The sequence below is a fragment of the Rugamonas aquatica genome, assembly GCF_009380215.1.
GTDB lineage: Bacteria > Pseudomonadota > Gammaproteobacteria > Burkholderiales > Burkholderiaceae_D > Rugamonas > Rugamonas aquatica_B.
This window is the reverse complement of sequence record NZ_WHUG01000020.1, coordinates 44,002-64,738: the sequence shown is the minus strand read 5'-3', so window position 1 is coordinate 64,738 and position 20,737 is coordinate 44,002. Positions and strand designations below refer to the sequence as shown.

Annotated in this window: 16 protein-coding genes and 1 pseudogene; 8 read left to right on the top strand and 9 right to left on the bottom strand. The window is 64.9% G+C overall.

All coding sequences use genetic code 11. From position 1 onward, the window contains the following. Nucleotides 1-14: 14 nt before the first annotated feature. The 3 genes from GEV02_RS30105 to GEV02_RS30095 form a co-directional block, all read right to left on the bottom strand. Nucleotides 15-2,216, bottom strand: a complete 2,202-nt coding sequence (locus tag GEV02_RS30105; RefSeq protein ID WP_152841490.1) for a TonB-dependent siderophore receptor — start codon at nucleotides 2,214-2,216, stop codon at nucleotides 15-17. A 76-nt stretch (nucleotides 2,217-2,292) separates the two neighbouring features. Next, on the bottom strand, nucleotides 2,293-2,847 hold the full coding sequence (locus tag GEV02_RS30100; protein ID WP_152841489.1) for a GNAT family N-acetyltransferase: 555 nt from the start codon (nucleotides 2,845-2,847) through the stop codon (nucleotides 2,293-2,295). A gap of 23 nt (nucleotides 2,848-2,870) precedes the next feature. Next, nucleotides 2,871-4,496 (bottom strand): methyl-accepting chemotaxis protein, encoded by a 1,626-nt coding sequence (locus tag GEV02_RS30095; RefSeq protein WP_152841488.1) that lies wholly within the window; start codon nucleotides 4,494-4,496, stop codon nucleotides 2,871-2,873. Between the two features lie 232 nt (nucleotides 4,497-4,728). Here GEV02_RS30095 and GEV02_RS30090 point away from each other — a divergent pair, with 232 nt between their 5' ends. The 3 genes from GEV02_RS30090 (at nucleotide 4,729) to GEV02_RS30080 (ending at nucleotide 9,149) form a co-directional block, all read left to right on the top strand. After that, complete coding sequence (locus GEV02_RS30090) at nucleotides 4,729-5,562, top strand: phosphate/phosphite/phosphonate ABC transporter substrate-binding protein (RefSeq protein WP_152841487.1); 834 nt, start codon at nucleotides 4,729-4,731, stop codon at nucleotides 5,560-5,562. Nucleotide 5,563: 1 nt separating this feature from the next. Continuing rightward, a complete protein-coding gene (locus GEV02_RS30085) occupies nucleotides 5,564-7,879 on the top strand; it encodes a hybrid sensor histidine kinase/response regulator (protein WP_152841486.1) in 2,316 nt (771 codons plus the stop codon). A gap of 64 nt (nucleotides 7,880-7,943) precedes the next feature. Then, nucleotides 7,944-9,149: a DUF418 domain-containing protein gene (locus GEV02_RS30080; RefSeq protein ID WP_152841485.1), complete on the top strand. Its 1,206-nt coding sequence runs from the start codon at nucleotides 7,944-7,946 to the stop codon at nucleotides 9,147-9,149. 32 nt (nucleotides 9,150-9,181) lie between these two features. Here GEV02_RS30080 and GEV02_RS30075 read toward each other — a convergent pair whose 3' ends face one another. Together GEV02_RS30075 and GEV02_RS30070 are read right to left on the bottom strand one after the other, a co-directional pair. Then, entirely contained in the window at nucleotides 9,182-9,778 is a 597-nt protein-coding gene (locus GEV02_RS30075; RefSeq protein WP_152841484.1) for an IMPACT family protein, read from the bottom strand. A gap of 92 nt (nucleotides 9,779-9,870) precedes the next feature. Next, a complete protein-coding gene (locus tag GEV02_RS30070; protein ID WP_235923062.1) occupies nucleotides 9,871-10,173 on the bottom strand; it encodes a TM2 domain-containing protein in 303 nt (100 codons plus the stop codon). Here GEV02_RS30070 and GEV02_RS30065 point away from each other — a divergent pair. From GEV02_RS30065 to GEV02_RS30055, 3 genes are all read left to right on the top strand, one after another. Continuing rightward, a complete protein-coding gene (locus tag GEV02_RS30065; RefSeq protein WP_152841483.1) occupies nucleotides 10,172-12,151 on the top strand; it encodes a helicase-related protein in 1,980 nt (659 codons plus the stop codon). The two genes, GEV02_RS30070 and GEV02_RS30065, sit on opposite strands and share 2 nt — an antisense overlap. A 69-nt stretch (nucleotides 12,152-12,220) precedes the next feature. Next, on the top strand, nucleotides 12,221-12,949 hold the full coding sequence (locus GEV02_RS30060) for a DUF6683 family protein (protein ID WP_152841482.1): 729 nt from the start codon (nucleotides 12,221-12,223) through the stop codon (nucleotides 12,947-12,949). Between the two features lie 80 nt (nucleotides 12,950-13,029). Next, nucleotides 13,030-14,154 (top strand): DUF418 domain-containing protein, encoded by a 1,125-nt coding sequence (locus tag GEV02_RS30055; protein ID WP_152841481.1) that lies wholly within the window; start codon nucleotides 13,030-13,032, stop codon nucleotides 14,152-14,154. Between the two features lie 9 nt (nucleotides 14,155-14,163). Here the strand turns inward: GEV02_RS30055 and GEV02_RS30050 are convergent, their stop codons facing one another. Beyond that, the gene (locus GEV02_RS30050) at nucleotides 14,164-14,769 is read right to left on the bottom strand and encodes a hypothetical protein (RefSeq protein WP_152841480.1); all 606 of its coding nucleotides are present in this window, start codon (nucleotides 14,767-14,769) and stop codon (nucleotides 14,164-14,166) included. A 151-nt stretch (nucleotides 14,770-14,920) separates the two neighbouring features. Between GEV02_RS30050 and GEV02_RS30045 the strand changes: the two genes are divergently transcribed. Then, entirely contained in the window at nucleotides 14,921-16,048 is a 1,128-nt protein-coding gene (locus GEV02_RS30045) for an acyltransferase family protein (RefSeq protein WP_152841479.1), read from the top strand. On the opposite strand, the gene GEV02_RS30040 is transcribed toward GEV02_RS30045, so the two are convergent. Continuing rightward, nucleotides 16,045-16,965 (bottom strand): winged helix-turn-helix domain-containing protein, encoded by a 921-nt coding sequence (locus tag GEV02_RS30040; protein ID WP_152841478.1) that lies wholly within the window; start codon nucleotides 16,963-16,965, stop codon nucleotides 16,045-16,047. The two genes, GEV02_RS30045 and GEV02_RS30040, sit on opposite strands and share 4 nt — an antisense overlap. 156 nt (nucleotides 16,966-17,121) lie before the next feature. On the opposite strand from GEV02_RS30040, the gene GEV02_RS30035 reads away from it, so the two are divergent. After that, the gene (locus GEV02_RS30035) at nucleotides 17,122-17,685 is read left to right on the top strand and encodes a YceI family protein (protein ID WP_152841477.1); all 564 of its coding nucleotides are present in this window, start codon (nucleotides 17,122-17,124) and stop codon (nucleotides 17,683-17,685) included. 81 nt (nucleotides 17,686-17,766) lie between these two features. Here the strand turns inward: GEV02_RS30035 and GEV02_RS33865 are convergent. After that, a pseudogene (locus tag GEV02_RS33865) lies at nucleotides 17,767-17,868 on the bottom strand (FxDxF family PEP-CTERM protein); the annotation flags it as partial. A 726-nt stretch (nucleotides 17,869-18,594) separates the two neighbouring features. Next, on the bottom strand, nucleotides 18,595-20,718 hold the full coding sequence (locus GEV02_RS30020) for a TonB-dependent receptor plug domain-containing protein (protein WP_152841476.1): 2,124 nt from the start codon (nucleotides 20,716-20,718) through the stop codon (nucleotides 18,595-18,597). Nucleotides 20,719-20,737 lie beyond the last annotated feature (19 nt).

The following is a 20,737-nucleotide window of genomic DNA, read 5'->3' as shown; positions in this document are numbered from 1 at the left end:
ACGTTGCGGCGGGCCTAGAAGCGGTACTTCAGCGACAGCGCCGCGCTGCGCGGTGCGGCGTAGGTGATGGCGGCGTAGGCGGCGAACATGCCGAAGTGGCGCTTGTCGAACGCGTTGTTGAGGTTGAACTGCGCCGACCATTGCTGGTTGATGTCGTAGCGCGCCATCAGGTTGACCAGGCTGTAGGACGGCTGTTCGATGCGGCCGCTGCTGTTGGCCGGCGCCTTGGGATCGGCCGTGTAGCTGCGGCCTTCCCAGTTGACGCCGCCGCCGACGGTCAGCGCCTTCCACTCGCCCGGCAACTGCCAGGTGGTGAACAGGCGCAGCAGCTGGCGCGGATAGACGCTGTTGACGTCGACGCCGGCCGCGTCCTCGGCGTGGAAGCGGGTGTAGCCGATATTGGCGTTCCAGCCCTTGGCCAGCTGGCCGGCCAGGTCGAACTCGATGCCCCGGCTGGTGGCGCCGGTGGACGCGCGGTACCAGGCTTCCGGCGCCAGCGGTCCGTCGCCGTCGCGGTCGACCATGCCGCCTTCCTGGCCCAGCTTGTTCTGCTTGATCTGGAACACCGCCAGCGAGGCGTTCAGGCGGCCGTCGAAGAACTCGCCCTTGACGCCGGCCTCGGCGCTCTTGCCCTCGACCGGGTCCAGCATCTTGCCGCCGTAGTCCTTCAGGTTCTGCGGCTGGAAGATGCTGGTGTAGCTGGCGTAGGCCGAGTAGTTGTCGCCGATGTCGTAGACCAGGCCGGCATACGGCGTGACTTCGCGATCGTGCTTGAGCTCGTACGCGGGAGTGTAGCGGCCGTGGCCGGTCTTGTCGTAGTCGGTCAGGCGGGCGCCGACGATCAGCTTGAGCGGATCGGCCAGCGAGAAGCGCGCCACGCCGTACAAGGCTTGCTGCCTGGTGACGCTGCTTTCGTAGAACTGGGCGGCGCTCCATTTCGGTTCCGGATAGCTGCCGTTCCAGGTGTTGAAGTTGCCCACGGCCGGCGTGCCGCCGGGGCCGAAATCGGCGTCGTAGCTGTCGGTGTTGAATTGCTGTTTCGAATCGATGTAGCCGAACGCCGCCTCATGCTTGCGGCCGCCCAGCGTGAACGGGCCGTTGGCGTGCAGGCCGAAGTCGTCCTGCCTGGTCTGCGTGTGGTAGGCGCCGGCAAACGCGCCCATGCCGAGGCCGGTGATGCGGTCGGGGATGCCGGACAGGTACAGCAGCGCGGAATCGGCCTTGCGGTCGCCGTGGCTGTAGGTGGCGCGCAGCTTCCAGCCGTTGTCGAATTCATGATCGAGGTTGGCGAAGAAATTGTCGTACTCGGTGCCCCAGCGGGTCCAGCTGGCGGCCGAGGTTTTCGAGACATCCCAGTTGGTCTTGCTACCGTCGGTGTACCAGTAGGGCAGGCCGCCCCACATCGGTCCCTTGGGATCGTTCTTCTGGCGGCTGTAGCCGGCCGACAGCAAGGTCTTGGCACCCAGGTCCGCCTCAACCGTGCCATACAGCGTATGGCTTTTCTTGGTCATCAGGCTGGCCCAGTTGTCGCCGGCCTGGTACTCGCCGACCACGCGCGCGCGCACGCTGCCGGCCTGGTTCAGCGGCGTGGAGATGTCGGCCATGGCGCGGCGCTCGCTCCAGCTGCCTATGCCCATTTCGGCCAAGCCGGTCAGTTCCTTGCTGCTGGCGCGCTTGCGCACCAGGTTGATGGCGGCGGAGGGATTGCCGGCGCCGGTCATCAGGCCGGTGGCGCCGCGCACCACCTCGACGCGGTCGTAGGTGGCCAGGCTGCCCACCACTTCGCCCGAGCTCCAAGGCTGGTCCCAAGTGGTCGGCACGCCGTCGATCTGCAGGTTGTCGATGTCGAAGCCGCGCGCGGTGAAGCCGGCGCGGTTGGTTTCGTATTGGTTGACGGAGACGCCGGTGACGTTGTTGACCACGTCGGTGACGGTGACCAGGTTCTGGTCTTCGATGCGCTGCTGGGTGACGACCGAGATCGATTGCGGCGTGTCGCGCAGCGCCATGTTCAGGGGCAGGGCGGTCCTGGCCTTGCCGGTGGTGTAGGAGCCGGTGCCCTCGGTGGTGCTGCCCAGGCCCTGGCCGCGGATTTCAATCTGCGGCAGGACCGCCGTGGGTGCCGCTTCGGCTGCCGCTATCTGCGCCTGCGCCGCTGCGGGCCAGGCCAGGCCCAGTGCTACCGTGATCGCCAGTCGTTCCAACTTGTGCTTTTCCATCGCTATCCCAATGAGTCGAGAGAGTATGGCTGGCGAGGGCGGGCTTCTCAGTTAAATATTTGAATGATAATCATTCTCATTGTTGGTTGTCAAGGCGCTTGCTCATGCTGGTATAGGCGAAGTGCTGGCCGTCGATGAGGAACATGTCGGGGATTTCGCCGGTGCGGACGTAGCCGCTGCGCTGATAGAGGCTGATCGCGGGTGTATTCACCGATAGCACTTGCAGGTCGATCCAGGCCAGGCCGGCCGCGTCGCGCGCCCAGTGGCCCGCGTGGGCGATCAGGCGCTGGCCCAGGCCGTGCTTGCGGAAGTCGCGGTCGACGCCCATGCCGAGCAAGCAGCGGTGGGCTGCATGGCGCTCGGGATGAGCGCGCAGGTCGATGTGGCCGGCGATGCGGCCATGGGCATCGCGCGCCACCCATACGCGGCGCCAGCCGGGCATGCCGAGCGGGGTGCGCATGCCGGTCTGGAAGGCTTCGGCCTTGTCGTTGGGGAAGCGCGACTCGTCGCGCGGCAGCGGCTGGAAGTAGGCGGTGTCGCCGCGGCCGTTGTCGGACAGGTGATCGTTGAGGTAGAGGAGGAAATCGCTGAAGCCCGAAGGCTCCAGCTGTTCGATGGGTAGTTGGCTCATCGATAAATTGTAGCGCGGTTTGGCTAGGCAGCCAACGCCAGCTGCGGGCGCTGGCGCTTGGCCAGGCTGCCGACTGTTGCGGCGCGGCGTCCGCTCGCCAGCTTGAATACGCCCACCAGCTGCACCAGCTGATGCGCCTGGTCCTGCTGCGCTTCAGCCGCTGCGGCGGCCTCTTCGACCAGCGCGGCGTTCTGCTGCGTGACCGTGTCCATCTCGGCGATGGCCTGGTTGATCTGCTCGATGCCGGCTTCCTGCTCGTGGCTGGCGATGCTGATCTCGCCCATGATCTCCGTCACCGACTTGACGGCGGAGACGATGTCTTCCATCGTCGCGCCGGCTTCGCCGACCAGCTCGGTGCCGGCGGCGACCTTGCTCACCGAATCGTCGATCAGCGTCTTGATTTCCTTGGCCGCAGCCGCCGAGCGTTGCGCCAGCGTGCGTACTTCGGTGGCGACCACGGCGAAGCCGCGGCCCTGTTCGCCGGCGCGCGCCGCTTCCACCGCCGCGTTCAAGGCCAGGATGTTGGTCTGGAAGGCGATGCCGTCGATGACGGAAATGATGTCGACGATCTTGCGCGCCGAGTCGTTGATCTCGCCCATGGTGTGCACCACCTTGGCCACCACCACGCCGCCCTCGACCGCGATCTGCGAGGCGTTGGCGGCCAGCAGGTTGGCCTGGCGCGCGCTGTCGGTGTTTTGCTTGACGGTGGCGGTCAGCTCTTCCATCGACGACGCGGTTTCTTCCAGCGAGCCGGCCTGCTGTTCGGTGCGCGAGGACAGGTCCTGGTTGCCGGCCGCGATTTCGGTGGCCGCCGTGACGATGGAATCGGCGCCGCCGCGCACCTGGCCGACGATCTCGGCCAGGCTGTCGCGCATGGTCCGGATGCCGAACAGCAGGCTGCGCTGGTCGCCCTCGCGCACGGCTATGTCCACCGCCAGGTCGCCGGCCGCGATCTGCCCGGCGATGCCGGCCACGTAGTCCGGCTCGCCGCCCAATTGGCGCAGCAGCTGGCGCGAAATCAGCGCGGCCGCCGCCACACCGATGGCCAGCGACAGCAGGCCCAGCACGATGGCGGTGTTGCGCGACTGGACGTAGGTGGCGTCCGCCTTCAGCCGGCCTTTTTCCATGGCGTCGCTCTGGTGCGCGACCAGCGCGTCGATGCTGTTCATATAGGCCAGTTGCAGGTCGCGCGTGGTGCCCAGCATGTAGTCGACGGCGCCTTCGATGTCGCCGCCGCTGCGCTTGCGCATCACCTCGTCCACCGCCGCCTCGTAGGGCGTGCGCGTCTCCTTCATGCGCGTGTACAGCGCGCGGCCGGCTTCCGACCTGACCATGCCGTCCAGCTTTTGCATGGCGGTCTCGACTTCCTTGCGTTTTTCGAGGACCACCGCCATTTCCTTGGCGGACTTGGCTTCGTCGTGGATCAGCAGCGCGTTGCGCAGCGAGCGGGCGATCTTGTTACTGTGGTTCATGATGGCCTGGGCTTGCTGGACCTTGGTGTAGTTCTCGGTGACGATGACATCGGTGCCGGCGTTGAGCTGGCCGAGGCTGATGAGGCTGTTCACGCTGCCTATGACCAGCATCAGCAGGATGGCGCCGAAGCCGATGGCCAGCCGGGTGCTTACTTTGATATTTTTTCGCATGTTCATGTGGTTGTCGTTGCTCAAGGTAGAAGCGCGTGCCGCTGCAGGGCGCAAGGACGCGCAGGCGGGAATCGGCCTGGAGGGAGATGGCGGCCGCGGGGATTGGGCGGCCCGTCATGCAATATTTCAATTTTCGTTAATATACATGAAGATTTACCTTGAGGCAACAAATGCCGTTTAAACAGTTGGCGTTATGCTATGATCGAAGCTCCTGTCTTCTCGCGAACCAAGGTGACTCATGGCTCATCCATTACGCCGCCTGTACGCCGCCCTGTTGCTGCTGGCTTCGGCCGGGGCGGCCTGCGCGCAGCAGACCAGCTATACCTTCGGCGTGGTGCCGCAGGAATCGGCGTCGCAACTGGCGGCCAACTGGAGCCCGGTGCTGGCGGCCCTGTCCGAAAAATCCGGCATCAAGCTCAGCTTTGCAACGGCACCCGACGTGCCGACCTTCGAGCGCCGGCTGGCGGCCGGCGAATACGATTTCGCCTACATGAACCCCTACCATTTCGTGATCTATCACGCCAAGCCCGGCTACCGCGCGCTGGCGCGCGCCAAGGGCGAGCGCATCCGGGGCGTGCTGGTGGTGCGCAAGGACAGTCCGGTACGCGAGATGAAAGACCTGGCCGGCGCCACGCTGGCCTTCCCGACGCCGGCCGCGTTCGGCGCGACGCTGCTGGTGCAGGCCGAGATGCAGCGCCAGCACCTGCCGTTCAAGGCGGCTTTCGTCAAGTCGCACAATTCGGTGTATCGCGGCGTGGTCAAGGGCCTGTATCCGGCCGGCGGCGGCGTGCCGCGCACGCTGGACTTGCTGGACCCCGCCATCTCGCGCGAACTGCGCGTGGTGTGGACCAGCCAACCCTACACCTCGCACGCGATCGCCACGCGGCCGCAGCTGGATCCGGCGGTGCGCAGCCGCGTGCTGGCGGCGATGATGCAGGTCAGCCTGGAACCGGCGCAGCTCAAGCTGCTCGCCGAGATCGGCTTCGACGGCTTCGAAGCGGCGCAGGACCAGGATTGGGACGATGTGCGCCGCCTGGGCATTTCGCCGGCGGACGCCCGGATACAGGAATAGCATGCGTGTGGCATTGAGTTTTCGCGCCAAGACCATCCTCGGCATCGCGCTGATCGAGGCGCTGCTGCTGGGCGTGCTGGTGTTCAGCGTGCTGCATTTCCTGCGCGAGTCCAACGAGCAGCAGGTGCTGCGCCACGCGCGCGTGACGGCCGAGACTTTCGCCGCCATGTCGCGCGACGCCGTCATCGGCCACGACCTGGAGAGCTTGCAGTCGTTCGCGCGCCAGCTCAGCGGCACCGAGGGCACCTTGTATGCGCAGGTGCTCGACGCCGAGCAGCGCGTGCTGGCCGAGGCCGGGCAGCAGGCGGCGCTGGACCGGCCCTTCGTGCCGCACGCCACGCTGGACGAGGCCAGCGACGGCATGTTCGCCGTCGCCAGTCCGGTGACGGTGGGCGGCGTCAATTACGGCAGCGTGCGTATCGGCCTCGATGTCGCCAGCCTGGAGCAGACGCTGGCCGAGGCGCGGCGCTGGAGCCTGTCGCTGGCCGCGCTGGAGATGGCGCTGGTGGCCTTGTTCTCGCTGCTGCTGGGGCGCTATCTGATACGCCAGATCGCCCAGTTCACGCACGGTGCGCAGATGATCGCGGCCGGCCAGCTGGGCGGCCAGCTGGAGGTGGTGGGCGACGACGAGATCGCCCAGGCCACGCGCGCGTTCAACCACATGTCGCAGGTGATAATGCAAGGCCGCGAGACGCTGGAGGCGCGCGTGCGCGAGCGCACCGAGGAGCTGTTGCGCGAACGCGATGCGGTGCTGGTCGAGCGCAACCGCGCCGAGACCGCGACGCGCGTGAAAAGCCAGTTCCTGGCCACCATGAGCCACGAGATCCGCACGCCGATGAACGGCATCCTCGGCATGCAGCACTTGCTGCGGCTGACGGCGCTGAGCGCGCAGCAACGCGACTATGTCGACAAGACTTATGCGGCGGCGCATTCGCTGCTGGGCATCCTCAACGACATCCTGGATTTCTCCAAGGTCGAAACGGGCAAGCTGGTGCTGGAGCAGGTGCCGTTCAACCTGGAGCAGATGCTGCGCAACCTGGCGCTGATACTCGGCACCAGCGTGCAGGGCAAGCCGGTCGAGGTGCTGTTCGATCTCGATCCCGCGCTGCCGCTGGACGTGGTGGGCGACGAGCTGCGGCTCAACCAGGTGCTGGTCAACCTGGCCGGCAACGCCATCAAGTTCACCGAGCGCGGTTCGGTGGTGGTGGGCGTCAAGCTGCAGTATGCCGACGCGCTCCAGGTGCGGCTGCACTTCTCGGTGCGCGACACCGGCATCGGCATCGCCCCGGAGCAGCAGAGCAGCATCTTCGATTCCTTCACGCAGGCGGAGAGCTCGACCACGCGGCGCTTCGGCGGCACCGGCCTCGGCCTGGCGATCAGCCAGCGGCTGGTGCGCCTGATGGGCGGCGAACTGCGGGTGGAGAGCACGCCCGGCGTCGGCAGCACGTTCGCGTTCGCGATCACCTACGGCCGCAGCGCGCAGGGGCCGGCGCGCGCGGCCTTGCCGGTGCGGGTCTTGCTGGTCAGCGCGGGCGAGCAATCGCGCCAGCTGTTGCAAGCGATGATAGAGGGCCTGGGCGGCCAGGCCGATTGCGTGGCCGACATGGCGGCGGCAGCGCAGCAGCTGGCGCGCCCCGGGGCGGCGTATGAACTGGTGCTGCTCGACGGCGTGGACGACTGGGATGCGATGCTGCGGCTGCGCGCAGACACGGGCGCGGCCTTCGTCGCGCTGGCCAATGTCGAACGTTCGCACGCGCTGCACCAGCGCATGCGGGAGCAGGCCGGGGTACTGGACTTGGTGCTGATGAAGCCGCTGACGCCGGCCATGGTGTACGAGGCGCTGCGCGGGATGGCGCCGGTGCAGGGCGGCGGCAGGACGGCGCTGTCGGCGGCCGCGTCGGCGCCGGAGGCCGCCGCGCCGCCGGTGCAGCGGCTGGCGGGACTGAGGCTGCTGCTGGTGGAGGACAATCCGCTCAACCAGCAAGTCGCCTCCGCGCTGCTGGAACTGGAGGGCGCCCACGTCGATGTGGCCGGCAACGGCCGCGAAGGCGTGGACCGGGTGGCGGATGGCCCGCCCTATGATGCGGTGCTGATGGATATGCAAATGCCGGTCATGGACGGCAACGAAGCCACCCGCCTGCTGCGCGCGCAGGGCCACACCAGCCTGCCCATCCTGGCGCTGACGGCCAATGTGCTGGAAGCGGAGCGCGACGAATGCCGCGCCGCCGGCGTCGACGACTTCATTTCCAAGCCCATCGAGTTCGAGGACATGGTCGCGATGGTGGCCAAATACTGCGCCGCCGCTAAAAATCCATAGCATTGGTAACGTTTCCATTTATACTTGGCACTCTATTCACTTTTGTCAAGGTTGATGGAACATCATGAACGCCAACTCTTCCCGTCTGGATGCGATCGATGCATTGCGTGGCTTCGCCATCGTCTCGATCATGCTTCTGCACAATATCGAACACTTTGATTTCTACTTTGTCCCGTCTGGATTGCCGGCCTGGCTGATGGCGGTGGACAAGATGATCTGGGACAGCCTGTTCTTCCTGTTCGGCGGCAAGTCCTACGCGATCTTCGCGCTGCTGTTCGGCTTGACGTTCTATTTGCAGGACCACAGGCGGGAGCAGCGCGGCGAAGATTTCCGCGCCCGCTTTGCCTGGCGCATGGTGTTATTGCTGGGATTCGGCCTGTTTAATTCCATGTTTTATCACGGCGATATCCTCAGCATTTACGCTGTATTGGGCCTGGCGCTGATACCGGTGGCCCGGCTGCGCAGCGGCGTGGTATTCACCATCGCCATATTCTTATTGCTGCAACCGCATGCGTGGATAGAGTTTTTCCAGGCGCTGCCGGCGCCAGACGAGAAACTGGCCGATCCCGCATCCTGGGCGTATTTCGGCCGCGCTGAAAAATATATGGCGCATGGTTCCGCATGGGATGTCTGGTACGGGAATTTAACCAACGGGAAAATCGGCGTGATCCTGTGGAGTTGGGAAAATGGACGGATATTCCAAATCCCCGGTTTGTTCATGCTCGGTATGCTGGCCGGTAGAAAATCGCTGTTTATTCCATCCGATTCCCATCGCCTATTCTGGCGTAAAACACTGGCGATAGCGGTGCTGGCGTTTATTCCGCTGTATCTGCTGAAAACATGGCCTGAAGCCTGGCATATCGGCGCTGCGCTGCGCCGGCCGTTATTGGTGATTGTGACCTCGTGGTCCAATGTGGCTTTCATGGCGGTGCTGGTGTCCGGTTTTACGCTGTTGTCTTATTCCGGCAATTGGCTGGGCATATTCTCGCCATTAGGGCGCATGAGCTTGACCAGTTATGTGGTGCAATCCATCGTCGGCACGTCGATATATTATGGTTTCGGCCTCGGCATGTACCAATATACCGGCGCCAGTTTCGCGCTGGCTATCGGGCTGGTACTGGCGCTGCTACAAAGGCAGTTCAGCGCCTGGTGGCTGCGCCGTCACAAGCAGGGACCGCTCGAAACGCTGTGGCACAAAGCCACCTGGATCGGTGCTCATAGTGAAGCCGTGCCAAATATTGGCGCGAATATACCAAAAAACAGCTTGTGAAGGACGAACGGCGGCGAAGGCTGTGGAACGGCTTATTCGTCGTCGGGAGCGATCCATTGAATGCGGCCGTGGCCGGCCTCATTCAATCGGCTGATTAATTGCGCGGCGGCGCTGTCGGCCAGGCTGAATTCGAACCTCACCTCGTCGGAATGGGTGACGTTATCGAGATGGGCGCCGGCCATTTCAATTTCACGCCGCACCATGCCTTCCATCGCATAGGGTGCGGTGCAGGTCAGATAATGCAATTTGATAATCGCGATTTTTTCGGACTTTAATAATGCCTGGGCCACGCTGTCGGTATAAGCCCGCACCAATCCGCCTGCCCCCAATTTAACGCCGCCGAAATAACGAACCACGGTCGCCAATACGCCTTCCAAATCCTGGTGGCGTAATACATCGAGCATGGGACGGCCGGCGGTGCCGCTGGGTTCTCCATCATCCACAGCCGCAGATTGGCCGCCGGCTAATAATGCCCAGCAAACGTGGGCGGCGCCCGGATGTTGCGCCCACAATTCCGCCACCACTTTTTGCGCGGCACTACGGTCGGTCATCGGCTGAACGCAGGCAATAAAGCGGCTTTTTTTAATCAGCAATTCGCTGTGAACGGCTGCGGCGATGGAATAGGGCATGGCGGGGAGATTTCTGGCACGGCGGCGGTGTAAACCGGACTATGGTGCCAGAAATCGGCAGGAAAAACAAAATCCTGCCGAAGAGAGGAGTATCAGCGATTGGTGATTTTCAGGCCGTCGCTATCGGTGAAGCTGCCCAGCACGACCATAATAAAGTCGATCAGCGCCCAGATGCCGAAACCGCCGAAAGTCAGCAGCATCAGAATGCCGGTGCCGATTTTACCGACGTAAAAGCGGTGCACGCCCAGGAAACCCAGGAAAAGCACAGCAGCACGGTGACGACGTAATCCTTGTCCGAACGCGGGCCGGAAGCGCCCGAGGCATGTTGCGGAGCGCCGCAGTGCGGGCAAACGATCTGCTAAAATTCCAGCCCATCCATCCGAGTACCCATCCATGACTTCCTCCCCCGCGCCGCACTCTACCGCCCCCGACAGCGATCAGGGCGAAGATGACGACTTGATGCGCCGCCTCGGCCTGGCCGACAAAGGTGTGGTGCTGGCGCGACAGGAAGGCCGCGTCTTCCTGCGGCTGCGCGGCGTGGTCAAGTATGCTGGCCTGGAAGTGCCCTACGACCTGGTGCCGGCGCAGGGCGTGCTGGCCAAGTCGTCCAAGTGGCGCAAGATGGATCCGGGTGTGCGCTCCCAGCTGCTGATGGAGCGCGCCAGCGACGCCGTCGCCGCCGAGCTGCGCGGCTACGTGCAAGCCTTCGTACAGGAAATGGCCGATGCCTGCGACGATTGCGGTCTCGACGCCCAACCCTTCCTGGGCGCGCTGGCGGAGATGCTCATTTCCGAGCCGGCCGGCATCGTTTTCGACCGCATCCGCCAGCGCCTGGAGCACGCGGTCGAGCGCGACATGGAGGAGCAGCACGCCGAACGCACCCGCCAGAGCATCAACCTGGCCGAATACCCGGCCTCGTTCGAGGTGGCGCGGCGCATCAAGCGCAAGTTCATCGCGCTGCTGGGCCCGACCAATTCCGGCAAGACCCACCAGGCGATCGAAGCGCTGGCCAAGGCGCCAAGCGGCGTCTACCTGGCGCCCTTGCGTCTGCTGGCGCTGGAAAACTACGAGCGCCTGCAGGGCATGGAGGCGCACGGCAAGCCGCTGGCCGTCAGCCTGGTGACGGGCGAGGAACGTCGCCTGGTGGCGGGCGCCACCCACGTGGCCAGCACGGTGGAAATGCTGGACACGCGCACGCCGGTCGATGTCGCCGTGATCGATGAAATCCAGATGCTGGCCGACCGCGACCGCGGCTCCGCCTGGACCGCCGCCGTGTGCGGCGCGCCGGCCCACGTCGTCTACTTGGTGGGCGCACCGGAAGCGCGCCGCGCCATCGAGGTGCTGGCTGCGCGGCTGGAGTGCGAGCTTGAAGTGCATGTGCTCAAGCGCAAAGGCCCGCTGTCGATGGAGCCGACCGCCGTGCGCAAGCTGAGCAATCTGCGCCGTGGCGATGCGGTGATCTGCTTCTCGCGCCGCGAGGTGCTGATGTGGCGCGACATGGTGACGGAGCTGGGCCTGTCGGTGGCCACCGTCTACGGCAATCTGTCGCCGGAAGTGCGGCGCGCGCAGGCCCAGCGTTTCCGCGACGGCGCCGCCGATGTGGTGGTGGGCACGGATGCAATCGCGATGGGACTGAACATGCCGATCGCCCGCATCGTCATGACCACCTCGGTCAAGTACAACGGCTATGAAGAGGAAGAAATCCCGGCCGCGCTGGCGCGCCAGATCGCCGGCCGGGCGGGGCGCTTCGGCGTGCACGAGGAAGGCCTGGTGGCCGGCTACGACAATGAGACGCACAACGTGATGCGCTCGCTGATGGCGGAAAAGCCGGTGCCGCTGAAGACCACCGGCTTCGCCGTGGCGCCGACGCTGGAACATCTGCACCGGATTTCGTCCGTCACCAACGAGCATGCGCTGGCCAAGCTGCTCAAGCGTTTCGTCCACAATATCGATGTGCCGGACGGCTTCTTCTACCCGCGCATCACCGAAGACCAGTTCGAACGCGCCGCCTGGCTGGACACGCTGGCGCTGACGGTGGCCGAGAAGTTCGCGCTGTCGCTGGTGCCGATCTCGTCCAAGGTGCCGTCGTTGCAGCGCGCGTGGGAGCACTGGGCCACCTCGCTGGCGGCCAAGAAGATCACGCACCTGAAGCTGGAGCAGGCGCCGCTGCACTACCTGTCGCTGCAGGAGGTGGAGGATGCGTGCCGCCTGTATTCGGCCTACGCCTGGCTGGCCTACCGCCAGCCCGACTACTTCCCGGACACGGTGCTGGCGCAGCAGCTGTCGCGCCTGGCGTCCGAGCGCGTGGACGCGATGCTGCAGGATCAAAACTCCGCCGCCCGCAAACGGCAGCCGAAAAGGTTCCGCCGCTAAGCGCGTACCGGGCGCTGCGCTCGGTGTTCACTTGATAATATTCATGCATCGATCCGAGAGGAGGACTGCATGAATACACACGACTTCACCGCTGCGCGCCGCCTGCTGGCCGGTGCGGCGTCGGCGGCTTTGCTGCTGACGGCCTGGCCGGCGCAGGCCCAATGGTTGGGACAGGACTACGCGACCTACGGCGTGCCGATGTCCAATTTCATCCAGCTGGCGACGATACACAACCTGAACATGATCGACGCCGCCACGCCCGGCGACAAGAAATCGGCCCCGGCGTCCGCCCCCGCGCCGCTGCGCGCCGAGGCGCCGCCCGCCGTGCAGCGCAACGCCCAGGAGTTGGCGCAGCGCTTCCCTGCGGCGCAGCGCGCGCCGATGGCGCAGGCCTACCAGGACAGCATGGAGGTCTACCAGAAGATTGAGGCCAAGATGGGCTGGTCGCGCAACGATGTCGGTGGCGCGATCGCGGCTTTCGTGGTCGGCAACTACATGGCCATGCGCGACACCGAAGTGGCGGACGAGGAGTTCGCCGCAGTCGCCAGGCAGATGCGCAACCATCCGCGATTGGCAGGCAGCTTCAAGCAGCAGAGCGCCGCGTCGCTGCGCAATCTGTACGAGCAAAGCGCGATGGTCGGCACCTTCATGGCGCTGGCGCAGAAATCGCTGCAGCAGACGCCGCAACCGACGCAGCAAGCCAATCTGCGCGCGGCCGCCCGCGAGAACCTCAAGCTGGTGCTGGGCGCCGACCCCGAACGCCTGCGCATCAGCGCGCGCGGCGCCGTGCTGGAGTAGCGTCGGCCCGCCACAAAGATTTGCCTTTTAGGAAACCCATCGATACTATCTGCGCCATCTCTGGTTAAGCAAGGCATGGCATGGGTGAGCGGCAAAATTCGGATGAGCGCATCGGCGCGATCGATATCCTGCGCGGCGTCGCGCTGTTTGGCGTGCTGGCGGTGAATCTCGTGACCGAGTTCCGGGTGTCGATATTCCAGCAGTTCCTGCCGCCCGAGCCAGGCGCGGGCATGTGGGACCGGCTGGTCGAGGCCATCGTCCACGTCGGCTTCGAGATGAAGGCCTTCGCGCTGTTTTCCTTCCTGTTCGGCGTCGGGTTGGCGGTGCAGTTCGAGCGCCTCGGCAGGACAGGGCGGCCGTTCTACTGGCTCACGCGGCGCTTGCTGGTGCTGCTGGTGTTCGGGCTGGCGCACCTGCTGCTGATCTGGAACGGCGACATCCTCACCGAATACGCGCTGGCCGGCTTGCTGGTGTTGCCGATGCTGGCCGCGCCGGCCTGGACGCTGGCGGTAGGCGCGGCCGCCATGTACGCGCTGTATCTGTTCATCGGCGTGGTGCCGGTCGGCATACCGTGGCCCGAGGCCGCGTGGCTGCAACAGCACGTGGCCTTGGCCGGCCAGGTCTACGCGACCGGCAGCATGAGCGAGATCGTCCGATTCAGCCAGCATGAATTGCCTGCGCTGCTGCCTTTGCACCTCTATATTTTCCCGCGCACGCTGGCCTTGTTCCTGTTGGGTGCGCTGGCCTGGCGCAGCGGCGTGATGCGGCAGCCGCAGCGGCACAAGCGCCTGTTCATCACGGTGGCCGTGATCGGCGTGGCGGTGGGCGGGGCGCTGTGCGTGCTCGATGTGCTGGGCGGCGTCGGCCAGACGCTGCTGGCCGCAGGCTATGGGGCGGCGATCGTCGCGCTGGTGGAGTTTTCGTCAGCGCGCCAACTGCTGCTAGGCTGCGCGGCCATCGGACGGATGGCCTTCACCAACTACATTGCGCAGTCGCTGATCTTTGGATGGATCTTCTTCGGCTATGGCCTGGGCCAGTTCGGACGCCTCGGTGCGGCGCCGGTGCTGGTGCTGGGCATCGCCGTGTACGCCGCGCAGATGGCGTTCAGCGCCTGGTGGTTGAGGCGCTATCGCTTCGGTCCGCTGGAATGGCTGTGGCGGACGCTGATGTACGGAACCATGCAGCCGATGCGGCGTACGGCCTGAACTAGCGGCTCAGGCTGCGCGCGCGACCTTCTCCAGCACTTGCTGTTGCAGCGACTGGTCTTGCTGGTCGCAGCGCGCCCGCAGCAGCGCCAGTTCCTGCGTCTGCTTGCTGGCGAAGGCGTCCTTGATGGCGCTCTTGTACCAGTTGGCTTCCAGCGACTCCGTCGTGCCGGCCTGGGATTTCTGGTCGATTTCCGCTTGCAGGTTGTCCAGGCATGCGTAGGGATCGATGGCCACGCCAAAATGGCGCTGCATCATTTCGCGCAGCTTGGCGACATCTTGCTCGCGCGACTTCTTGTCGTAAATGTAGGTGCTGACGAAGGCGGCGATGCTGAGTGCCGCCACGGCGCCAACGACCAGGCTGCCGTCGCCCGCATAGGTCATGAGCAGCGCGATCGCGGCGACGAGCGGCAGCCATACCCGCAGATAACCGAACAGGACCGAGCGCCAGTTGAAGCCGTTGAGTTTATAGCAGGCCTTGCTTTTGCTCTCGACGTAGTAGCTCGCCATCGGAAACAGCGGCAAATACCAGAAATGGCCGAACACAGTTTTGACCGACGTGTTACCCACGCTTTGCACCGAGCCGTAGCTTCGTTTACCCCAAATAAATAGCATTGTTTTTCCTTTTTGATCATTTCCCGGCCGCATGATACAGCTTTGGTGCCTCAAGGAAATACGCACTTTGTCACCAAGCTGGCGCCATCTGGCGGCCAAGCTCGGCTATCATGACGGCCGGTCGGCACTAGCCGCATGTTTAGGGATGGGAATGAGTGGTGTAGCAAGGGGAGAGGCTGGCGCGGAAGACGCGGTCCAGCCGCAGTTTGGCTTGATTAATCTGTTGAAGGTCGGTGCGGCGCAGTTGATCGTCCTGCATCACCTGGCATTTTATGGACCGATGTCCGATCACGTGCGGCCAATGTTGCCAGCGTTGATAGACTGGCTGGGGAGCAGTGCGCGCATCGCCGTTCAGGTTTTCCTCGTCATCGGCGGCTTCCTGGCCGCCAAATCGCTGTCGCCGTCGGGCCAGCCCGGCATGGACTATCCGCTGGGCGTGATCTGGCGCCGCTATGTCAAGCTGGCGCCGCCGTTCATCGCCGCCACGCTGCTGGCCGCCGTTGCATCGTCGCTGGCCGCCGGCTGGATGAGCCACGGTTCGATTTCCGCCCCCGCCACGCTGAGCCAGCTGAGCGCCCACGCGCTGCTGCTGCATGGCGTGCTGGGCTATCCATCCTTGTCGGCCGGCGCCTGGTATGTCGCCATCGACTTCCAGCTGTACGCGCTGATGGCGCTGGCGCTGTGGGTGGGCGGGCGCGTGGCCGGCGGCCGTTCGCGGCCGTGGCTGATGCCTTGCCTGGCCGCGCTGGGCCTGACATTGTCGCTGCTGCACTTCAACCTCGACGCCGACTGGGATAACTGGGCGCCATATTTCTTCGGCAGCTATGGCCTGGGCATGATGGCATGGTGGGCGAGCGACCGCTGCCGCAAACCCGGCGCGGTGGCCGTACTGCTGGCGATGGCGCTGCTGCCGGTGTCGGTGGCCTTGTTTCTGGATTTCCGCAGCCGCGTGGCGCTGGCGCTGGTGGTCGCCTGCCTGCTGTTCCTGTTCGGCCGCGCCGAGACGGTTTCCACCGGCCGCGCCTGGTCGGCGGTCAATGGCCTGGGCAAGATATCGTACTCGGTGTTCCTGATCCACTTCCCGGTCTGCCTGCTGGTCAACACGGCGTTCACGCGCCTGGCGCCGGCCGCGCCGCTGTGGCAGGGGCTGGGCATGCTGCTGGCGTGGTCCGCCAGCCTGGTCGCAGGCGCCGTCTTCTTCCGCTGGGTGGAGACGCCGCTGGGCCGCGTGTTTCAGTTCGCCTCGCGGCGACTGGCGCCGCGCGCGCTGCCGGCCTAGCCGCCGGCGCCGCTGGCGATGGTCGCCGTCAGCGCCTTGGTGACGGCGGTGGCGATGTCGTCCTGCACGGCCAGCAGATTGTCGACGGGCTTGTCATAGGTTTCCGACCAGATGATGAAGCCGTTATCGGCCTTTATCAGACGGGCGGCCACGCGCAGCGTGTTGCCTGATTTGCGCACGCTGCCGTCGAGGATGTAGACGACGTTCAGCTTGGCCGCAACATCGGCCACGGGGGCCTCGTGGTCCTTGTAATAAAAAGAGGCGCTGGGCGCCGGCACCTTGAAGCCCGGCAGCTTGCTGAACCGGCCGATCAGTTCTTCGGTCATGCCGTCGGCAAAGGTCTCGTTCTTCATTCCTTCGGTCAGATCCGCGAACGGCAGCACGGCGATCGACCTGGGCGACGGCGTCACCTGCGCGGCGGCATGCGGTTCGTTCGCCAGCGTGTTGTGCAGCCAGAAAACGATGCCGATCACCACGGGAATACAGGCCGTCGCCAGAAACGCGAAGCGGCTGCGCGAAGCGTTGTTGGAGCGCGGCGCGGCCTCCGCCAGCGGCGCGGCGGGCGGGGCCGTGATGCTTTCCGGCTCATGCACAGGCGCGACCGCCGCCACCAGCTTGTAGCCCTGGCGCGGCACGGTGACGATGTAGCTGGCCTGCTTGGGATCGTCACCCAGCACGCGGCGCAGCGAGGCGATGGCCTGGTACACCGAATCGGGCGTGACGATCACGCCCGGCCACACCTGGCTCAGCAGGTCGTCGGCGCTGACGATCTCTCCGGGGCGGGCCGCCAGACACAGCAGCAAACGCAAGGTGCGCGGGTCGAGCCTTACCATCTCGCCATCGCGTGTGATCTCGCCCGACGCGGTGTCGACGCACCAGGCTCCGACGCCCAGCTTTGCTGCCGTTATGGTTTCCATCCCGCTCCGATATGTTTGTATTTTTGACAGGCTTGGATTATAGCGCGCCTGCATGCCGGGCTTTTCAGGTGGTTTCAGAACTATTTCAGACCAATTTCAGGACTTCCGGCCGCCGCGCCGGCATTGTGGCTGCTCCCCCACATGAAGGAGTACCCGATGAAATACCTGTTGTTACCGCTGTTCTCGCTGTTCACCCTGCCTGCCTTCAGCGCGGAAACGCTGACGGTCGATCCCAACCACAGCGCCGTTATTTTCAGCTGGGACCACCACGGCTACACCAACCCGGTGGCCCGTTTCGAGAAGATAGAAGGCAAGCTGGTGCTCGATGAAGACTTGAGCAAGTCCTCGGTCACGGTGAAGCTGGCGGTGGATGGCTTGCACACCGCCGTGCCCGCGCTCGACAAGCGCCTGCTGGCCGCGGAGTTTCTCGATGTGGCCACTTACCCCGACATCACCTTCCAGAGCACCAGGATCGTCAAGGGGCCGATGGATACGCTGAAGATCAGCGGCAACCTGTCGGTGCATGGCGTGACCAGGATGGTGGTCCTGGACGGCAAGATCAACAAGATCAAGCGCGATCCGATGAAGAAGGAAAGCGAGGCCGGCTTCGAAGCCACGGTCAAGCTGAACCGCGCCGACTTCGGCGTCAACCTGTATTTCCCGAACACGGCGCGGGAGTTGACGGTCCACATTACGCTGGGCGCGAATTCGGAGGAATAACGATAAAAAAAACCGCCAGCCTGGACGCGCTCAAGGTCGCGTTCAGTGCTGGCGGGTTTTTTTGTTGGAACGGTACGGCGTTCAGACTGCCTTGCGCTCGCGGCGGCGGGCTGCGACGCCTACCAAGCCCAGGCCGCCCAGCAACATGGCGTAGGTTTCAGGTTCCGGAACAGCCGTGACCACGCCGGCGGTCACAAAACGTATGTTGTCGCAATTGGTGCACTCCCAGGAGCCGTTGCCGTCCATATCGCCATGCTGCACCGTCGTGCTGGTGGTTGCCGCGGTCAGTGCTGCATCGAAGCGCAGATTCAGGTAGGGCTTGGCCCAAGGCGAGTTGTTGATGATGAGGAAGCTGTTAGCGCCGGTGAGGTTGTTGCCTAAGAGGGAGCTCGATGCGGCGTTGTAGTGGAAGCCGTCGCGTATCGTGCCGGCGGTCGTGGTCAGATCGAAGGACAGCAGGCCGCCGGTGACCGAATCGGTGGCGAAGTTGCCGGTCAGGGTGCCGCCGTCATTGAAGGTGACGCCGGACAGGACCCATTGTTTGACATCCGCGTGGGCTACCGAACTCAGCAGCATCGTTGCGGCGCATGCTGCACCAGCCAAAAGTTTGACGATTTTCATGATTCTTCCTAGTAGGGGGTATTTTTGTTGTCACACGTATAATTCAATTTCCCATGGTATATGTTATGTGTCGAATAGTATATTCATTTTTATAAATTTTATTTTTGCCAGGAAGCGCATGTTGTGTGGCCGCGCCGGTACACGCCGCTCCCACAGCTGCCCGGCGCGCCACTGGATGCCACCAGCAACACACAGTAGAACGACAGCCCGATACAGCCGAACGCCACCGCTGAAGGGCGCTTGCCCCGGAGCGTCCTGCAGCTGCCGGGATGCGTTTTTGAAAAACAGTTAAAGCTTGACGCTTAGCTGCATCGCCACGGAGCGCGGCGATACCGGGATATCGAACGGCAGCGCCAGGCCGGGCGTCAGGCTGGGTTCGCGGGCGTCGGCGTTGAACAGGTTGAGCACGCTGGCGGACACGGTCCAGCCGTGCGGCAGGCGCCGCGTCAGCGTGGCGTCGACGGTGCGGTAGTCGGCAATCGGCGCGCGCGCGTCGCCGAGCGCCCGGCGCCGGCCGGCCACCCAGTTCAGTTGCGGCGTCAGGCGCCAGCCCGGGCTGAAGCTCCAGTCCACGCGGGTGTTGGCGTGATGGCGCGGCGCATAGCCGGGGTCGCGCCCGGTGGCCGGATCGCGCGCGTTCTGGCGCGCATAGTTCGCTTGCCAGCGCAGGTTGGCGTCCACGTCCCAGGTCAGTTCAACCTCGCCGCCGTTGCCGTCCTGGCTGCCGCTGTTCTGGTAGGTGGCGCCCGGCGCCGGCGCAGGATTCGGCACCGAGCGGATCAGGTCTTTCATCTTGTAGCGGAACAGGCTCAGGTTGATGGCCAGGTCATGGCGCGCCTGCCAGGCCAGCGCCGCTTCCGTGGTGGCGATGGTCTCCGGCTCGATCTTCAGATTGCCCATGTTGACCGGGTTGATGCCGGCCTGTTCGTTGAAGCTGGGCGAGCGGAAGGCGCGGCCGTGCAGCAGCTTGATCGTGACGTTCAGGTCGGCGTCCCACACCAGCGCCAGGCGCGGATTGGTGGTGCCGCCGAAGTCGGAGTAATCGTCGTGGCGCACGCCGGCCGTCAGCGCCCAGTCGCGCGCGAACTGCCACTCGTCCTGGATGTAGGCGTAGTTGATCTTGCGGCGCTGCGGCAGGATGTGCGGCTGGATGGCGCCGTAGTCGATCACCGGGCCGGTCGGTATCGGCACGCCCGCCGGATTGAGCAGGAAGTTCTTCATCGTGCTGACCTGGTACAGATACAGGTCGTCGTGGCCGATGCCCAGGCGCAGCGCGTGGTGGTCCCAGCCGCTGTAGGTGGCGTAGGCCGCGCTGCGCAGATTGCGCTCCCAGCGGCTGGGGCCGCCGATCATCCCGTTCGGGAACAGGTTGGGGCCGATGCGCGCGCCGGCCGGAAACAGCCCCAGTCCATTGGGCGACTGTTCGGTGAAAAACATGTAGCTGAGCGTAGCGCCCACGTTCCAGGTGTCGGAAAAATCGGGTGCGCTCCAGGCCAGTTCGCTGAGCGCCGTGCCGGTGCGCGTTTTGTGGTCGGGGTCCAGCGCCGAATTGACGCCGGGGCCGGTGCCGACATTGCTGCGCCATTTCAGGTTGGTGCGCCAGCGCCAGCGCTGGTAGGTCAGGTCGAGGCCGCCGTCGGAGGCGCTGTAGCCTGCGCTGATCTGGCCGGGCGCCTTGCTGGCGTGGGTGCCGAAGCGGCTGTCGTTGAGCGTTTGCGCATCGGCTTCGATGATGCTGTCCGGGCCATCGGTGCGGCCCACTTGCAGATAGGCCGCGATCGCCAGCTGGTCTTGCTTGTGGCCGTATTCCAGCCAGGCGTCGCGCGTGTTGAACGAGCCCGCCTGCACGCCTGCGCGCAGGCCCGGGATCTGGTCCGCCGTCTTGGTGATGATGTTGATGACGCCGGCAAACGCGTCGGCGCCATACAGGGCGGAGCCGGGGCCGCGGATGATTTCGATCCGCGCCACATTCGTCACCGGCATGCTGACCCACATATTGCCTTTGTCGCCGGTGTAGTCGGTGCTCATCCGCAGGCCGTTGAGCATGACCAGCACCTGCGGGTTGGTGGGGCCGCCGCTGCCGATGCCGCGAATGATGTACAGCGGTGGAAACAGCGGCGCCCCGCGCGTGACGTGGATGCCGGCCACCGTTTCCAGTACCTGGCTGAGGTCGGTGGCGCCGGTGGCGGCGATATCTTCGGCCGTCACCACGGAGGCGACCGCCGGCGCGCGGCGCAACAGTTGGGTGGAGCCGGTCGCCAGGCTGATGGCGGAGCGGTCCATGCCGTACAGGGCAAGGTCTTCGTCTTCCGGTGTGGTCGCGGAGGCGGCCAGCGGGTAGCAGGCCGCCAGGGCCAGGATGAGCAGCCAGCCTGGACCGGGTTGCGTGCGGAAGAAGAGGGGCTGTTTCATGTTGGGTGCTGAACAACAT

Bases quoted from the DNA above. Each gene is read 5' to 3' on its own strand.
- GEV02_RS30105 (WP_152841490.1), bottom strand. From the start codon at position 2,216: ATGGAAAAGCACAAGTTGGAACGACTGGCGATCACGGTAGCACTGGGC.
- GEV02_RS30100 (WP_152841489.1), bottom strand. From the start codon at position 2,847: ATGAGCCAACTACCCATCGAACAGCTGGAGCCTTCGGGCTTCAGCGAT.
- GEV02_RS30095 (WP_152841488.1), bottom strand. From the start codon at position 4,496: ATGAACATGCGAAAAAATATCAAAGTAAGCACCCGGCTGGCCATCGGC.
- GEV02_RS30090 (WP_152841487.1), top strand. From the start codon at position 4,729: ATGGCTCATCCATTACGCCGCCTGTACGCCGCCCTGTTGCTGCTGGCT.
- GEV02_RS30085 (WP_152841486.1), top strand. From the start codon at position 5,564: ATGCGTGTGGCATTGAGTTTTCGCGCCAAGACCATCCTCGGCATCGCG.
- GEV02_RS30080 (WP_152841485.1), top strand. From the start codon at position 7,944: ATGAACGCCAACTCTTCCCGTCTGGATGCGATCGATGCATTGCGTGGC.
- GEV02_RS30075 (WP_152841484.1), bottom strand. From the start codon at position 9,778: ATGCCCTATTCCATCGCCGCAGCCGTTCACAGCGAATTGCTGATTAAA.
- GEV02_RS30065 (WP_152841483.1), top strand. From the start codon at position 10,172: ATGACTTCCTCCCCCGCGCCGCACTCTACCGCCCCCGACAGCGATCAG.
- GEV02_RS30070 (WP_235923062.1), bottom strand. From the start codon at position 10,173: ATGGATGGGTACTCGGATGGATGGGCTGGAATTTTAGCAGATCGTTTG.
- GEV02_RS30060 (WP_152841482.1), top strand. From the start codon at position 12,221: ATGAATACACACGACTTCACCGCTGCGCGCCGCCTGCTGGCCGGTGCG.
- GEV02_RS30055 (WP_152841481.1), top strand. From the start codon at position 13,030: ATGGGTGAGCGGCAAAATTCGGATGAGCGCATCGGCGCGATCGATATC.
- GEV02_RS30050 (WP_152841480.1), bottom strand. From the start codon at position 14,769: ATGCTATTTATTTGGGGTAAACGAAGCTACGGCTCGGTGCAAAGCGTG.
- GEV02_RS30045 (WP_152841479.1), top strand. From the start codon at position 14,921: ATGAGTGGTGTAGCAAGGGGAGAGGCTGGCGCGGAAGACGCGGTCCAG.
- GEV02_RS30040 (WP_152841478.1), bottom strand. From the start codon at position 16,965: ATGGAAACCATAACGGCAGCAAAGCTGGGCGTCGGAGCCTGGTGCGTC.
- GEV02_RS30035 (WP_152841477.1), top strand. From the start codon at position 17,122: ATGAAATACCTGTTGTTACCGCTGTTCTCGCTGTTCACCCTGCCTGCC.
- GEV02_RS30020 (WP_152841476.1), bottom strand. From the start codon at position 20,718: ATGAAACAGCCCCTCTTCTTCCGCACGCAACCCGGTCCAGGCTGGCTG.